Below are 14,943 nucleotides of genomic sequence, written 5' to 3'. Positions count from 1 at the left end.
CTCCCCCCTCCCCCCCCCCGCGCCCGTTACATCATCTAGCTGCCGGCACTGTCTCGATATCAGTGGTCAGGACGATTTACGCTTGGCCGTAGGCGGTGGGTCAGTTCAATGGGTCACGTTGACACGCCACACAGGCGCCGCACGCTCAGCGATGTCTCACGCGCGGTTCTGCAGCGTCGCGAGCTTGCGGGCGGCGCCCCGCTGAGCTCTGAGCCGCTCGCCGTAGCGGGCGGGCATGGCGGGCGTCTTCCAAGAGCCCGCCTGCATCACCTCGAGCAGCTCGAACCCGGCCGCGAACATGTCCTGCGTCGCCCCGACCCGGGTCGAGTGCCCGGACGGGGGACGGGACAGCTTCACGCCCGAGGCCGCAGCGATCTCACGGTAGAGCCGATAGACTTCGGCGTCTGCAAGCGCGGCCGCGCCCACGCGGCCTCCCTTGCTGACGGGCCGGAACACAGGTCCGTTTGTCAGTCCAGATGCATCCAGCCACGCACTCACATGCCCGACCGTATCTGGGGCCAAGTACTTAACCGCGCCTTCGCCCTCCTGGTCGGTCTTGGTCTTCCTGACCAGGATCGTGCCTGAGCCATCCTCTGCTCGCTCAAGATCCTCGATGAGCAGCGACACCAACTCGGAGCGCCGCAGCAGGGTGTCGTACGCGACCGCCATGAGCGCGGCATTGCGAAGCGCGATCAGCGGCACCGCCCGGTCGCCTTCGGCGACACGCCGGTGGAGGCGCTCCGTCGTTTTGACCACCAGCATGCGATCGATGCTGGGGCGGTTGAGCGGCTCAGCCTGCTTCTGTCGCCGGCCCTTGGCGCGGCTCATGCGCTTCACAGCCAGGCGCACGAGCTCGTCCGTGCAGGGATTCGACAGCCCGGCGGCGCGGTGGAGCATGGCGATGGAGGAGCGGTAGCGCTCGATGGTGGCGCGCGACTTCATCTCGGCCTGTGCGTCGATGAAGTCCGCCACGGTCTGGGCGGCGGCCGGCAGCATCGACCGGCCGTGCGTACGGCACCACTCGGCGAAGATGCGGCTGTCGGCGGCCAGCGCCCGCAGCGTGTTGGGCGCGAAGGCGCCGCGGGCCGCGCGGGCGTAATCCTCGAGCCGCTCCAGCACCTCGAGATCGAGCGGCAGAGCGCTGGCGAGCGGGACGGGAAGGGCGCCGGGGGCCTCGTGGGGCGGGTTGGGCGCGGGATCGGCAGGGTCGAACTCCATGCCCTGAAGCGTAGCCGTACAGGCCTTAACGATCCACCAATTCCCGCTGATAGAGGCTATTATCGGGGGGAATTTTGAAGGCCCTCGCGCAGCCGGTTCGCGCCAGCGCGCGCAGATTGCTGGATGAACCAAGCGATGGCTCGGATCGCTTGGGTGAGCTAGCATCAATCCCGCTGTGACAACCACTTATGCCCTCGACGATATTCTCACTGCCGCGGCGTGGCGGCGGCTCGCCGGCCCAGCCGCGCGCGCTGCCGAGGCCGTCGTTCGGCTCGATGAGCGCCTGGCTCGCACGGAGCCGGTCCTCGCTGACGGCGTGAGGTCACGCGCGCACTTCGTCGACGCTCAGGCCGCGCTCGGGCTCGAGGGGCAGCTCGTGCTCATGGAAGACCTGGTCCTGCATGACGCGGCCATGCCCGTGCGCCACCCGACGCCGGAGGTCGTCCGGGCCACCCACATCCTCGCGACCCGGCGCCGCGTCGCTGCGGCCCGACCGGACTGGCCATTCACGTCGGAAGGCTGGTCTGCCTTGTTCGGAGCCGCGGGACGGGAGTGCGACGGCCTGGTCACACCCCTCGAGACCACGCTGGTGGAGGCGCCGAGCCGCGGTGCCGAGAACGACGCTCAACCCTGGATCATGCCACGCTTCGGAGATGACCTGTTTGCGCCAGACGAGGACGTCGAGGCCGCCGGCTCAAGTGATGAAGATGACCTTTGGCATGAGGACGAGGCAACCGATCCGGCCTTCGCGGACATCGACCGCCTGCTCACCCGCAGCCGGCGCACACTCGCCGAGTACAACGATCTGACCACCGTCGAGGGCCGAGCCGCGCTTCGGGTGCACGATCCGCAGTACAGGGAGACCGAGCGGGTGGCAGCTTGGCGACAGATCGTCGTCGAGGACGCGCGGGAGCTGCCGGCGGTACTCGCGGCCGCGGTTGCGCTCGATGCCTGGTTCATGCTGGACCCGTCCGAGCGCCACCCGTTCCTCGGCCCTCTTCTCACGGGCGCCCTCCTGCGCAGGCGTGCGACGTCGCGCCATCACCTTTCAGCCGTCGCGCTGGGGTTGCGGGAGAGCCGGACCCCTTGGCTGAAGGTGACCTCCGCGGCCGAGCGCATCGGTGGGCTCCTGCGCGCCTTCGAGGCCGCGGCTCACGCCGCCGGACGCGACCTCGATCGGCTCACCCTCGCGCGCGAGCTGATGCTGCGCCGGGTGCGCGGCAAGCGCGGCACCTCGCGGTTGCCGCAGCTCGTGGATGTGCTGGTGGCGAGCCCGCTGGTCACGATCCAGAGCGCGGCGAAGCGGCTCGGGACGTCGTCGCAGGCGATCGAAGGCATGCTGGCCGACCTCGGTCCGGCCTGTCCGCGCGAGCTGACCGGGCGCAAGCGGTATCGAGCCTGGGGCATCGTGTGAGGGCGCCGGCGTGGGATCTGCCAGCTCCACCGAACCCCGAGAGTCCGTCGTCCACTCTGGCTTCGGGGAGCACGTTCCGATCGCAAGGCTGCAGAACGAACTGGCGGACCCCTACCCTCTTTGCCGTCCACAGCTTGTTGCGCAGCCTTGCGAAGGCCTCAGCGTCGGCGCTCGGAATTCGCCGACGTCAGCAAGCTTCTGTTAGGCAAACCTCTCCGATCCCAGTCTCCGCCGCATCCGTCCCGGCCCTCAGCCTTGATCCTTGGAGGTCACCATGCCCGATCCCACCCTGGTGATCCTGGAACTCGTCTCCGAGGTGGCCGACCTGCGTCGGCAACTCGCCGAGGTCCAGGATCACTGTGTCGAGATGGCGATCGACGCTGGCTACCTGAACGATGAGATCCGCTCTCTGCGGCGGGAGCTCACAGCCGCACGCCGAGAGAAGGATGCTTTGCATGCCAAACTGATCTGCTCTGCGAGCAGGCGATCTGCAGCATAGCGGTGAGAAGGGTTTTGGCAGGATAGTCCGCCAGGCTTCTCTCGAGCGTCTCAACCTACCAGTAAGCTATTGCTTACGGTTAGCTATGGCTACCTCGCAGGCATGGTACGCCCTCACAGCGCTTGGTGATCCGACCTGCCGAGAGGTGGTTCAACGGCTCGCTCAGGGCCACGCCCAGTCGGCGAACTCCCCGCACCTGTGAGTCGGCATGCAAAGCTGTCCCACAGCGGCATGTCGCTTGAAAGTTTTACCAGAAAGGCTTTTCCGTCTCTGAGGTGGCACCTTTTGGACATCGATCGGCTCCGAAGCGGTACTCATCTTTGCGAGCTGAAGGTGAAATATTCCAGATACTTAGGCATGAGTGGTCGGCGGATCCGCTTTGGACGCCGATCCACACTCTTGCGGCGGTACCGGCGCCAGCAGCTGCGGTCATAATCGTCACCGCGGCGACGCCGATCGGCACCAACGCTTTTCTACTGGCTCGCAGGTCTGGGACGGTGATGGAGATCTCCGCAAGCACCATCATGGTGGCAGCCCTTGCTGCCGTAGTACCACTCACCTTGACCTTTGCGGCGCTTGACCAAGCTGATCTTGATGAGGCTCGCCGGAGTTGATCTTATTGAGGAATGATAGGGAGCGCTGGCCTGACAGCCACCGTTTATGAACAGGTCCCATTCGAGAGCGTGGCCGGCGTTGGGCGCCGGCTTCTACGCAGGGCCGGGATGGCTGCGGCCGGCCACTGAGCCCGCGACGGAGTGGTTAGCTCAGGGTCCGAACGGATACTGTACGTACGGACCACCCTTTCGACCGATAATATTCAATTCTCCACGAATGCAATTACCAATTGTCGGATCATCTCTACCACAAACAGCAGTATCTAATGCTCGGATTAAATTCGCGCCATCGGCGAGTTCTACCCGCAACCCAGTAGATGTTCCAGGACATATATTATCCTGATAGCTCGTCGATGCGACCCCCTCCCGCACCCAGTTCGGGTTGACTGCGCTACTACGCCAGATGACTAAAGCGCGTCTGCTGCCCTGGCAGTTCAAAACATCAACGGCGGAGTATCCCTGGGCCGGCGGCGGCGGCGGAGGTTGCTGTGCCACCGATCCGCATATCAAGCGTCCGTTCCGGTTCTGGATCGGCTCGCGACAGCGCGAGGTATCCAAGCTTGTCGTCTTGAATGCCCGGTATGAGTCCATGCATCGGGCGGCGAGGGTCACGCCACTCATCATCCGCTGGATGCAGGTTTGCTTATATGATCCTTCCGGTGCCGGCCGGTCACCCTGATCGCAGGTGAGATGTCCATTAACGTTGCTGATATCTGACCAGCAATGCTTGAAATCGGCGAGCGACGCGTCCCTAGCACCGCTGCCGATCTGGTTGCAACGCGCGAACAAAGTGTCTCCCTCGACACGACCGCGAGAGCAGCTGCGCAGATATGTCCCGTTCGGCAACTCGCCGCGCGAGCATCTGAGCGCGCCGTTGTCGTTAAACACCTCCCCTGCGCAGCTGCCTACTGATCCTAGAGATCCGTCACGATATCGGCCGCCCTTGTCGCGGCACGAGGCGTAGAGGGTGTCGTTGTCGACGCGTATGTTGCGGCAACTCCGCAGGTAGGAGCCGCTCGGTTGAGCCGAGGCGCCGCCATGTGAGCACGTAAGCATTGAGATACTCAGCAACGCAAATAACGCTGCGTTTCTCAGGTAATGAGCCATGAATTTATCTCCCGGCCAACCGATATAAACGGAAGTGACACTGATGAAATATGTCAAAGTGTGTATTTTATCTGGTTGACATGAGCGAAAATCTAAGGCTGCAATCGACCTATGGTAAAATTTGTTACTTTAGCCGGCAGTGAAGCCGCAGACAAAGGATATAACGTTCTAAGAAAATCATTCCGTGGCAGATTCGTCAATCCTCTGCCGCAAGTGACGATTCCCCGGCTCTTGGTCCGGTCGAAGGGCGAGCCTCCGGGTTTCATAGAGCCTGAACGCTTCAGGCTCGATCCGTCACACCGCATGCCGGGACCGGGCAGCTAGGCCTTCACCCTCGACCGCCTCGTTTCCTGCGTAACGATCTTAGTGGTGAACGTCGATAATGCGGGAAACCGACCGCAGGGCGGGAGCTACGGCCACTATCGTCCGCTGGACTCGATTGCCTCTGCAGTCCTGGCGGCCGCCTCTGGCCCGCCGAGCGCCACGGAAGGAAAGGGAGCGTCTCCGACTGCGCCTGATTGCAGCCAGAGATGAACGTCGGAGCCTGTCCAAGTGCCGCGAGACGTGAGTGGCTCACAATCTGCACGTCTGGTCCTACACTGTCAGCCAAACCGCTTTGTTGAACCTAAAGTTATTTCAGTGCACAAATTCTACTTCTAGCTCAAGATCATTTTTAGCAGTCGTTTATAATACTTGTTGCTTTATTGATTGAGGTAATGCATGATGTTATTTTACTTATCAATATCAATAGGGATACTAACTGAGAGTAAGATGTTGCGTTAGTAATGACAAATGGTATGCTATAAAATTCGCCGGTCATCAGGGCTGGCCGACATGGTGCGAATTCTTGGACTATTATCCTAATAAGGGAAGCGCCGAGAAGGTGCTCAGGGCCTTGCTGCCAATCGCCGAACATCGGGGGTCGCTCAATGAGTGTAGCGCCGAAGCAAGCTTCGATTGTCATCGCCATCTCCGGTCCAGGCGCGGATGCACCAGGGCTGCAAGACGAGCTGCGAGAAGCGCTTTTCGCCGAGATTCGGCCAGCACCCGTCATGAGCGGGCTTGTTGATGTCTGGCGCTACGCCGTCGAGTGGGGACCCCATCTCCTCGTCTTCGCCACTGCGATCAAGCCGGCGCTGGAAGTCACTAAGCTTGCAGCAGAAATCGCAGACAAGCTGCTCGCACTTCGGCAGCGCCATCCAAGCATAACCCTGACCATTCCAAGCCGTAACGGGCCCATCAAGGTGGAGGGCGCGAGTCGCGAATTGCTTGAGAAGCTGCTCGCGACTGAGTTGGCACGAGGCAGCGGTGTGGAGATGAGCTGATGAGCGGCAAGGATCTGCTGCAGCAGGCAAATCTGCTGCTTGCGCTGGGTGCGGCGCAGCGCCGGGTGTTGGCGACCATGACTGCCACACTCGCTGAGCGGATCGCGGCGCGTAGCGCCCTGTGTCAGGCGATCGAGACAGTGCTCGACAAGGCGCGCCGCGATGGAGCTGCGGATCAGCGCAGCACGGTCGAAATGGCGGTCAACGAATACGGGACACTGAGCGACCTGTATGCCTCGGCCGGCGATCACCGAGCGGCACGACACACCTTCGAGCGGGGTCTGGCGATCGCGGAGGAATATGGCGATCCGGCGCTGATCGCGCGGATGGCCACCGATCAAGCTATCCACTTCCGCCAAGCAGGGCGGTATGCCACCGTTCTTGCCGTGCTGTACGTCGAGCGCGACCGCCTGCAGCGCGAGGCACAGCCTCCATCCGGGCAGATCGACCCAGTGCATAAGGTCGGGCTCGCCATCGCGGAGACGCTTCACTGGCTCGGCGATTTCTCACGCAGTGAGGCGCACCTGCACGAACTCCGCGCTCGGCTCGATCGCATGCAGGAGGGGCGGACGGACCCGCTGCAGACGTTCTTTCAAGACAGCCGGGCTATCAATCTCGACGCGCAAGAGATGTATCTGGCGCTCGACCGCGCGGAGCAGGCGGACGGGGCCGCGCGTACCCGTTGGCTTGATATCGCGCAGGCCGCCCTGGATCGCCTCCATCCCGTTTACGCCGTGATAGCGCCGGAAGCCGGGGAGGCGATGCGCCTGCAGCAATGCCACATCCTGCGCCTGCGAGGAGATCTCCAGGGTGCGCTGAGGCTGGTTGACGAGCTGCTGCCGGCATTCGACGTCCACGAACGGCTCACGCAGAAGCGCGGCACTGTACGCGTTTTGCGCGCGAGGCTCCTCAATGAGGCTGGGCGAGGCCGGGAGGCGGTTGAGGACGCTGCCGCGGGAATCGATGGCGAGATCGCGTACGGGCAGTGGGAGTCGATTTGGAAGGCGCACTGGCAGCTTGCCCGCGCACAGGAGGCGAGTTCGCGAGCGGGTGAGGCGTTGGCTGCCTTCGATGCCGCCGTCGCGGCGCTGGATCAGGTGCGGACTGCGAGCCTCGGCTTCCGCCTCGACAATCTCGCGCTACGCACGGCCCGCCGGATGCTCAACGAAGCGATTGCCTGCGCGGTCACACATCGCGATGGGACGCGGGCAGCCCGTTACGCCGATGCCGCCAAGTCGCGCTTCCTATCCCTTTCATTAGCGGCCGGAGTGATCGCGGCGCCGAAGTCGGAGGACGTCGAACGGTTGGACGAACTCGGCGCGCGCATCGATGGCCTCGTGTCGGCCTATGGCGAGGCCGCGCCGGAGGCGACGACCGATATCGCGGCGCGCGCCGCGCTTATCGAGCAGATGCGCGTGAGGGCAGGTGCCAGCGTAGATACGCCATCAACGTCGCTCGACATCCCAGCGACACTGGCCACACTCCAAGCCGCTGGGCAGGTCGCAGTCCAATTGTTCCTTGCAGGGAACGTTCTGACCGTCGTGTTGCTGACGAGTGGCAAGGTGACGGCGCACGAAATCGTCCTACCGCTGCCAGTAGTCGAGGCACTGGCAACTTTCGAACGCAATGTCACACTGCCGGCGCATGAGCAATTCGAGCGCGATTACGATCCTGCAGAGTGGAATCTCTCAGCCGAAGCCTTCCTTCCGGAGGAAGTGCTCAGCACGGTGCTGTCCGCGCGGGCGCTGCTGGTCTGCCCGCATGGGCGTCTCAACCTGCTGCCCTGGCCCGCGATGACGTGTGGCGGGCGTCGGCTGTTCGAGCTCCTTCCGGTTGCGACCCTGCCCAACCTCGCCTGCATCGTGCCTCTGGCGGCGCGTAACACAGGCGGCGGGCGCGTGGCACTGCTCGGTGCGCCGGTGCCGCGATCAGCGGCGCTCGCGCTGCCACAAACGGAGGCGGAACTCGCAGGGCTGGCGGCGCTCTATGGTGACCGCCTCATCGGCGCGCCTCGAGTCGGCCCGGAGGCGACACTGGACGCGTTCCGAGCACTTCTCACGCATGAGGAGGCGGCGGGCGCGGCGCTGCACATCGCGACACACGGTGTCTTCCTGCGCGACGATCCAGCCGGCGCGGCGCTGGTGCTGACGGACCGGCTGCTCACCGCGGCCGAGATCGCACTGCGCCCGCTTCCCTTCGCTGAAGTCACGCTGTCGGCCTGCAGCACCGGAGTCCGTCCTAGCCGGATCGGCGACGTCGAGATGCTCGGGGACGATCTGGTTGGGTTGCTGGCAAGTCTGCTCGAGGCGGGGGCGGCGTCGGTGTTGACGAGCATCACGCCCACCGCACCGGCGGCGAGTGCAGCGCTGTTCACCGGGTATCATCGGCGGCGTCTCGACGGCATGCTGCCGCTCGAGGCCTTTGCAGAGACGCAGCGGGAACTGCTGGCAGCAGGAACTGCCCCGCTGCCTGGCTGGATCGGCTTCTCACTGCTCGCGGTCCGCTAACCGATGACGATGCGAGGGAGGAGTCGGTGCCTGATGCGTCGAGGCCAGCGGAACCGTCACAGAAGCTGCCGGAAGGCAGAGCCGCGGGGATGGTAGTGGCCCGCGAGATTCGCCGAGCTTGGTCTTGGCGGCCATGTCGATGGCCGTGATCGCCTCCTCGCGCCCTGGACCTCTCGGGAGGGGCATCGCCTGCTGCAATCAATTGCAGTCCGGGGCCTGGGCCGTGAGCCAATCGACCCAGACCCCGAGCTACCGGGTCCGCTCGCGCGGTCTTACGCTCCGGCGCAGCAGCGCGCCCTCCCGCAGGATCGTGACCTCCGCCGGGCGGTCGATGTAGCTCGCGTCGAGCAGACGGATGAGTTCGTCGGCCCCGTCCACGGCCAGACCGTCCAGTGCCACCAAGATGTCCCCGACGCGAAGGCCACTAACAGGGTGCTGAAAAATTCAGTCTGGCTCCGCGACGAAGCCCGAATCGTCGCTGTTGTGGATGAAGATGTGCCCGACGAGCCGGCCCGCGGTGCCCGGCATCACCCAGCCGCGGCCGCAGGCAGGATCAGCGTCGTTCAAGCCTTCCCAGGAGAACTCAGCGCAAGCCGAACCGTCGCGCGATCCGTAGCGCACGTCGAGGCTACCTTGGACTGCGCCGAACACGAAGCGGCCGTCGTGCTCGCCCGCGAAGGTGATGTGGGCCGGCTCAAGCAGGTCAAGATAGTCGTTGTCCCACAGGTCCATCTCGACGATCCGCCACCGGCCTTGGAAGGCCTTGGCCAGCCCGGACGCGCGGCGCGTTACGTCAGGGCTCCCAGCAGCTTCGGCAACCGAATCAAGTTGTAGGCCGCCGCCGCGAAGGTGAAGTCCCACCCCACCCGGTCCTTGCCGCGAAAGCGGGTCTTGCGTCGGCCCGCCACCGTCTTGATCCAGCCGAACCCTTCCTCGATGCGCTTGCGCAGTTTCTGGCTCATGGCATAGCCCGCATGGCGCGTCGTTCGTCGGTCGATGGCCGAGCGCCGGCCGTTCGTGTTCTGGGCCACGTGCGGGCGCACGTTCATGGACCTCAGCTCATTGACGAAATCCTCGGCGTCAAAGGCCTTGTCTGCCCCGACTGAGATGGCCTGGGACCGGTCGGCTCGCGGCTCGATCATCGCCAAGGCCGCGATCCGCTCCGCGTGGCCGTCAGCGCGCGTCAGGCAAGTGCCGACGAGCAGGCCCGCGCGGTTCTCCATCAGGAGATGGCTCATGAAGCACAGCTTGGCTTCCAGCCCGGCCCCCTTGCGGTAGAGCCGCGCCTCCGGGTCGGTCGTGCTCTGGTGTGTGTCGTTTGAGCGCTTCTGCCCGCGGAAGTCGACGTCCGCGTTGCGTCCGCCGGTAGGCGGTGCGTCCGCATCCTGGTCGGACTTCGGCTTGAAGCTCTTCATCGAAGCCCATGCCTTGATCAGGGTGCCATCCACGCTGAAGTGCTCGGTGGAGAGCAGGCGCGTCACCTTGGGCTGACTGAGCACGGCAGCCAGGAACTTGGCCGCGATGTCGCCTTCGAGCAGCCGGTCCCGGTTCTTGGCGAACACGGAGGCGTCCCACACCGCCTCATCGATGCCGAGACCCACGAACCAGCGGAACAGGAGGTCGAACTCCAGCCGCTCCATCAACTGCCGCTCTGAGCGGATGGAGTAGAACGCCTGCAAAAGCATGGCCCTGAGCAGCATTTCGGGTGCGACCGAAGGCCGTCCGACCCGCGAGTAGAGCGGCGCGAACACACCACTGATGGCTTGCAGGGCGTCATCGGTGATCTGCCGGATGGTGCGGAGCGGGTGGTTGGCTCTGACGCGCGCCTCCAGGTCCACGTAGGAGAACAGCGATCCAGAGCGTGTGTCTGATCCCCGCATTCCCGCCCCCGACAACAGTCCCATCGGGAGTGAATCACGCCGCCGTCCCGCGTGCCACGGGGTTTTTCAGCACCCTGCTAGATGGGGCGCATGCTCGACTCACGGGCCGTCCCGCCCTCCCTCACCATCTTCGAGTGATCCCTTGGCCTCGCCAGCCTCTCGTCAAGTCGATTGCCCTGTCCGGGTCTCCGCGCTGCAAGCTCTGGACTGTGGCGCTGCGTCGCTAGCCTCGCGTAGCCCCAATCCTACTTTCCGGCTCTCTGCCCCAACTCGGGCGTCAGCGTTGGTAGGAATGCGCCATGACCGAGCCGACAAAGCCAACCCCGTTCGCCGGCAAGCGGCTGCTCGTCGCAGATGATCAGATCATTGTCCGGCAGATCGTCAGCACCATCGGGGAGAGGCTCGGCTTCGGCACCGTGGACACGGCGCAGGATGGGGATGAGGCACTTCTGATGATGCGCAAGCAGCCCTACGACGTCGTGATCGCGGACTGGAACATGAAGCCCATGACGGGTTTCGAGCTGCTGCGCATCGTTAGGGCCGACGCGGACCTGGCCGCGACCAAGTTCCTGATCATGACAGCGCGCACGGACAAGGACGCCGTTGTGGCGGCCAAGAGCGCGGGGGTGGATGGCTACATGCTCAAGCCGTTCACGCCGCAGGCTCTGCGCGACAAGATCCTGGCCACGGCAGCCTGACACAGGCCGGTGTTCCGCCACCGCGCCCAGGCAAGCTCCACTCCATCTCCAGGCAGTAGGCGTGTTGGCATGTCCGATGCTGCCCCCTCCCCCACCGTCCTCGAATGGTCCCGCGGCCTCACCGGCCTCTCGCCGGGCCAGCCGCCCTGCCCGGCTTCAAACCTGAGGACTGGCTGGAGACCCGGTTGATCTGCTTCCGGCAGGGCCTGCCGGGGTAGCTGTTCGTCTGGACTAATCCGAACGGAGGAAGGGACGCGCGATCGACTTCGTGCAACAACCCGTCCGTCCCGCGCTCCAAGCGGGGGACAGCGGGCTGGGCGGCGGACCCCTTGAGAACACACGGGAGAACAGACGCCCGGCCCGTACTTCCTTTCGCGCGAGGCTCGCGGACTCCTACATCGATCACGGCACTGGACCAGCGCGTCGGGCGCCTCGACCGCACTAGACACGAAAGCTCGCTCACAGCCTGATCGAGTGCACGTCTCGTACGTGGCTTCCAACACGTCCATCGGAATGGCCGCTTCGGTTCAGCGGTCGAGCACCGACTATATCGCGCGTTATTGATTTGCTTGCTACCCAACCTAGCTTCCTCCTGCTGCCGGCTCACGGCGAGCGGGGAGGGATCGCAATGGCGACCATCAATGGCACCTTGGGCGACGATAACCTGATCGGCACACCGCTTGCGGACTCGATCTCGGGAGCAGCAGGCGCTGACATTATTTTCGCTGGTCTGGGTAACGACATTGCTCTTGGCCAGGACGGCTTTGATCGCATCAAGGGCGAGGAGGGCGACGATTTTCTCTCAGGCGGCAACGATATTGACTATATCGCAGGCGGCCCGGGACGAGACCTAATCTTCGGCGACGAAGGCGACGACCAAATCGTTGGCGAAGATGATGATGATGTGATCTACGGCGGTACCGGGAACGACTACGCTGCAGGAAACGCAGGCAACGATACCCTGTTCGGTCAAGCCGGAAATGATTTCTTTGTCGGTGAGCCGGGCGCTGATCTGGTTTACGGCCAAGACGGCGACGACTTCGTCCAGGGCGGCTCAGAGAATGACTTCGTTTCGGGCGGCAATGGCCGTGATGCTGTGTACGGAGATGCCGGCGACGATCTTGTCTACGGCGATGAGGATGACGACGTCGTCAACGGCGGCAGCGGCGTCGATCAGGTCCGGGGAGGTACTGGCAACGATACAGTTATCGGCGCGCTCGGAGATGACCTCGTCTTCGGCGAATCCGGTAACGACGGTGTCTATGGCCAGGATGGCAATGACTTCGTCTCGGGCGGCGAAGGCAACGACACCACCGTTGGTGGCTTAGGTAACGATCTGATGTTCGGCGACACGGGCGATGACGTCATGTTCGGCGACGACGGACGCGAGTCCGCGCGCGGCGACCTCGGCAACGACAACCTGCGCGGCGGTCAGGGCAACGACATCCTCAACCAGAGCGAAGGCATCGACACGCTCACCGGAGAGCAGGGCCGCGACATCTTCGAATTCAAGTTCAACAATCCTCAGGCCATTGTGAACGGCGCCTCCGCTGCAGGGTTCACGAACATCACGGACTTCAACGCAGCGGAGGACCGACTGAACTTCGATGCCGCAGGGCTTGGAGTTGATCAACTTGGCGCGAATTTCGTAAATAACTCGTCAGCTGGGGCATCGACGCGCGTCAACAGCTTCTATAGCGGTGCCGCCTCCGGAGCCACCGGTCAGAGCGTGATGGTGCTCACGGATCAGGCATTCGCCTCGGCAGGTGCAGCCGCTGCCTCCGTCAACGGTGAAGCCACCGGTGATCTCATCGTCTACTATAATTCGACTGTCAACGTAGGCAGCCTGCTATATGTGCGGGGCGAGAACGATGTTGTGTCGATTGCGCGCTTCACGGATGTGCAGTCGGTTTCTGATCTGGCAGCCAAGAACTTCACACAGGACAACTTCGTCTTCGTGTAAGTTGCGGCGCGCTTAGCTATAATGAAAGCGTCAGGACATTCCTCTCAGGATGGTTTGTCCTGACGCTCCAGCCTGCCGAGTCCCACATTCTTCATCACGGTGTTCGCTCGCGACCCCTTTGCAGGTTCGCCGCTCCGTGAACGAGCCTGAGCTTCAGGTCGACCGGCTTGGGTGGGACATTCTCACGCGGTTCAACGTGCACCCGAAGTCGGGCGCGACCCGCGGCGACTGGCGCGGCGTGCTGATGCCCTGCGCCTACCCGGTGCGCGAGGTGACAGCGGAGTTCCTGCGGGTGCACCTGTGGCGCTGCCAGCGGAACAAGCCGCGGCATCGGGGTGTGGTGGTGTGGGAGTTCGGGGACAAGCGGCTGTGAACTAAGTTGAATGCGGGGACCCGTTCGAGACGGCAAGCTCCGCGGCAGAATCGCGTGCTCGAATGCCGAACTTCTGATGCTGCAAGTCGGAACCGCCTACCGCGACGCAGGTTGGCTCCGGCCTCGCATCGTGATTGGCACGACGGGGGCTACCATGCTACGGACGCGCAATGATCAGGTTAAACGCCGGGCGAGGAAATCAATGACGGATCGTCAAGCAAGTCTTCAGGCGCTCGGCATTTCTCTCGTCGGGCAGCAGGAGGCGCAAGTCGAACCGCTGCATAAGTATACTCCTCATACCGCGCCCGTTTTTCCCTCGCTCTCCGGGTATGGAGAGTTCACACCTGTGACTATCAGGTCCAACACTTCGCAGATCAAGCATGCCGACTTGGAACGAGATCAACCTGGAAATTGACTCGCTCCAGGGTCAAGGAGTTCCCAATGCCCAAGATGCGGTAAGGCATAAATATCTCGGCCAGTTGTCTGCAAAGCTTCAAAGGCCAGTTATTGCGTATTACTCTGGGTTCCTTCTCCGCAGGGATGCTTCCGGGAGAATGCATCCAGAGTGCGCGGTGAGTGATCTCGACATGAACGGCTTGATGGCCGTTGTGCACGGTCTTGATCGGTCGAAGGGCCTTGATCTCGTGCTTCACACCCCAGGCGGGGGAATAGAAGCTGGCCGAGCCATGGTCGAATATCTCTACAAGATGTTTGGCACAGATCTGCGTGTGCTAATCCCCCACATGGCGATGAGCGTTGGGACCATGATGGCCTGCGCTGCGCGTCAGATTTTCATGGCCAAACATTCCTGTTTGGGGCCGACGGACCCGCAAATCAACGGGCTTCCGGCAATGGGTATACTTGCTGAAGTCGACACAGCAATAGAGGACATCAAACACGATCCTGTGCGCCAAGTTGTTTGGCAGGCTGTTTTCGCAAAGTATCCGCCGGCCTTTATCCTTGATTGCGAGCGTTCCGTGAAAGGTGCGCGGGCAATGGTCAAGGGTTGGCTGGCCGGCAATATGTTCGCTCACTTGGAGGACCCCGAAGCTGCGGCTGAGGCCGCAGTTGGCGGCCTGATGAGCTATAGCGAAAACACAGAGCATGGTGAGCACTATCTGATTGATAAATGTCGGACCATTGGCTTGAATGTTGTTGCCGTTGAAGATGATCAAGAGCTGCAAGAAAATTTACTTAGCGTGCATCATTCCTACATGGCCACTTTCGCACGCACGCAGGCAGTCAAATTGATTGAAAATTCAGCCGGAAACGCCTGGGTAATTGGCTGACGGGTCTACGGCCTGTGATCGCTTGAACCACCTGATGCGGCGAGCGTTTCGCCTCT

13 protein-coding genes are annotated in these 14,943 nt (G+C 63.1%); 8 read left to right on the top strand and 5 right to left on the bottom strand.

The features are described 5' to 3' along the window. Window positions 1-156: 156 nt before the first annotated feature. Window positions 157-1,218 (bottom strand): tyrosine-type recombinase/integrase, encoded by a 1,062-nt coding sequence (locus ACKUB9_RS16440; RefSeq protein ID WP_407523729.1) that lies wholly within the window; start codon window positions 1,216-1,218, stop codon window positions 157-159. A gap of 175 nt (window positions 1,219-1,393) precedes the next feature. Between ACKUB9_RS16440 and ACKUB9_RS16435 the strand changes: the two genes are divergently transcribed. Next, window positions 1,394-2,632, top strand: a complete 1,239-nt coding sequence (locus ACKUB9_RS16435) for an RHE_PE00001 family protein (protein WP_407523727.1) — start codon at window positions 1,394-1,396, stop codon at window positions 2,630-2,632. Window positions 2,633-2,906: 274 nt separating this feature from the next. Further along, window positions 2,907-3,131 carry a hypothetical protein gene (locus tag ACKUB9_RS16430; protein ID WP_407523725.1) on the top strand — a complete coding sequence of 75 codons (225 nt, stop codon included), beginning with the start codon at window positions 2,907-2,909 and terminating at the stop codon, window positions 3,129-3,131. A 764-nt stretch (window positions 3,132-3,895) separates the two neighbouring features. Here the strand turns inward: ACKUB9_RS16430 and ACKUB9_RS16425 are convergent. After that, window positions 3,896-4,801 carry a CVNH domain-containing protein gene (locus tag ACKUB9_RS16425; protein ID WP_407523886.1) on the bottom strand — a complete coding sequence of 302 codons (906 nt, stop codon included), beginning with the start codon at window positions 4,799-4,801 and terminating at the stop codon, window positions 3,896-3,898. A gap of 980 nt (window positions 4,802-5,781) precedes the next feature. Between ACKUB9_RS16425 and ACKUB9_RS16420 the strand changes: the two genes are divergently transcribed. Together ACKUB9_RS16420 and ACKUB9_RS16415 are read left to right on the top strand one after the other, a co-directional pair. Then, window positions 5,782-6,177: a hypothetical protein gene (locus tag ACKUB9_RS16420; protein WP_407523723.1), complete on the top strand. Its 396-nt coding sequence runs from the start codon at window positions 5,782-5,784 to the stop codon at window positions 6,175-6,177. Continuing rightward, the gene (locus ACKUB9_RS16415; protein WP_407523721.1) at window positions 6,177-8,684 is read left to right on the top strand and encodes a CHAT domain-containing protein; all 2,508 of its coding nucleotides are present in this window, start codon (window positions 6,177-6,179) and stop codon (window positions 8,682-8,684) included. Before ACKUB9_RS16420 ends, ACKUB9_RS16415 begins: the two co-directional genes overlap by 1 nt. A 249-nt stretch (window positions 8,685-8,933) precedes the next feature. Here the strand turns inward: ACKUB9_RS16415 and ACKUB9_RS16410 are convergent, their stop codons facing one another. From ACKUB9_RS16410 to ACKUB9_RS16400, 3 genes are read right to left on the bottom strand one after another with little or no spacing between them, the layout of a single operon-like run. Beyond that, window positions 8,934-9,128, bottom strand: a complete 195-nt coding sequence (locus tag ACKUB9_RS16410) for a PDZ domain-containing protein (protein WP_407523884.1) — start codon at window positions 9,126-9,128, stop codon at window positions 8,934-8,936. Next, window positions 9,129-9,416, bottom strand: a complete 288-nt coding sequence (locus tag ACKUB9_RS16405; RefSeq protein ID WP_407523719.1) for a hypothetical protein — start codon at window positions 9,414-9,416, stop codon at window positions 9,129-9,131. A 56-nt stretch (window positions 9,417-9,472) separates the two neighbouring features. Next, the gene (locus ACKUB9_RS16400; RefSeq protein WP_407523882.1) at window positions 9,473-10,564 is read right to left on the bottom strand and encodes an IS5 family transposase; all 1,092 of its coding nucleotides are present in this window, start codon (window positions 10,562-10,564) and stop codon (window positions 9,473-9,475) included. Between the two features lie 299 nt (window positions 10,565-10,863). Here ACKUB9_RS16400 and ACKUB9_RS16395 point away from each other — a divergent pair, with 299 nt between their 5' ends. The 4 genes from ACKUB9_RS16395 to ACKUB9_RS16380 all read left to right on the top strand — a co-directional run bounded on the left by ACKUB9_RS16395 (window position 10,864) and on the right by ACKUB9_RS16380 (window position 14,887). Next, window positions 10,864-11,262 (top strand): response regulator, encoded by a 399-nt coding sequence (locus tag ACKUB9_RS16395; RefSeq protein ID WP_407523717.1) that lies wholly within the window; start codon window positions 10,864-10,866, stop codon window positions 11,260-11,262. Between the two features lie 628 nt (window positions 11,263-11,890). Continuing rightward, on the top strand, window positions 11,891-13,225 hold the full coding sequence (locus tag ACKUB9_RS16390; RefSeq protein WP_407523715.1) for a calcium-binding protein: 1,335 nt from the start codon (window positions 11,891-11,893) through the stop codon (window positions 13,223-13,225). A gap of 136 nt (window positions 13,226-13,361) precedes the next feature. Continuing rightward, window positions 13,362-13,598 (top strand): hypothetical protein, encoded by a 237-nt coding sequence (locus ACKUB9_RS16385; protein ID WP_407523713.1) that lies wholly within the window; start codon window positions 13,362-13,364, stop codon window positions 13,596-13,598. Window positions 13,599-14,170: 572 nt separating this feature from the next. Beyond that, window positions 14,171-14,887 carry an SDH family Clp fold serine proteinase gene (locus tag ACKUB9_RS16380; protein ID WP_407523711.1) on the top strand — a complete coding sequence of 239 codons (717 nt, stop codon included), beginning with the start codon at window positions 14,171-14,173 and terminating at the stop codon, window positions 14,885-14,887. Window positions 14,888-14,943: the final 56 nt, after the last annotated feature.

This window comes from Methylobacterium oryzisoli (assembly GCF_046557895.1).
Taxonomy (GTDB): domain Bacteria; phylum Pseudomonadota; class Alphaproteobacteria; order Rhizobiales; family Beijerinckiaceae; genus Methylobacterium; species Methylobacterium oryzisoli.
The sequence above is the reverse complement of the archived record's forward strand: the minus strand, read 5'-3'. Positions and strand labels throughout refer to the sequence as shown.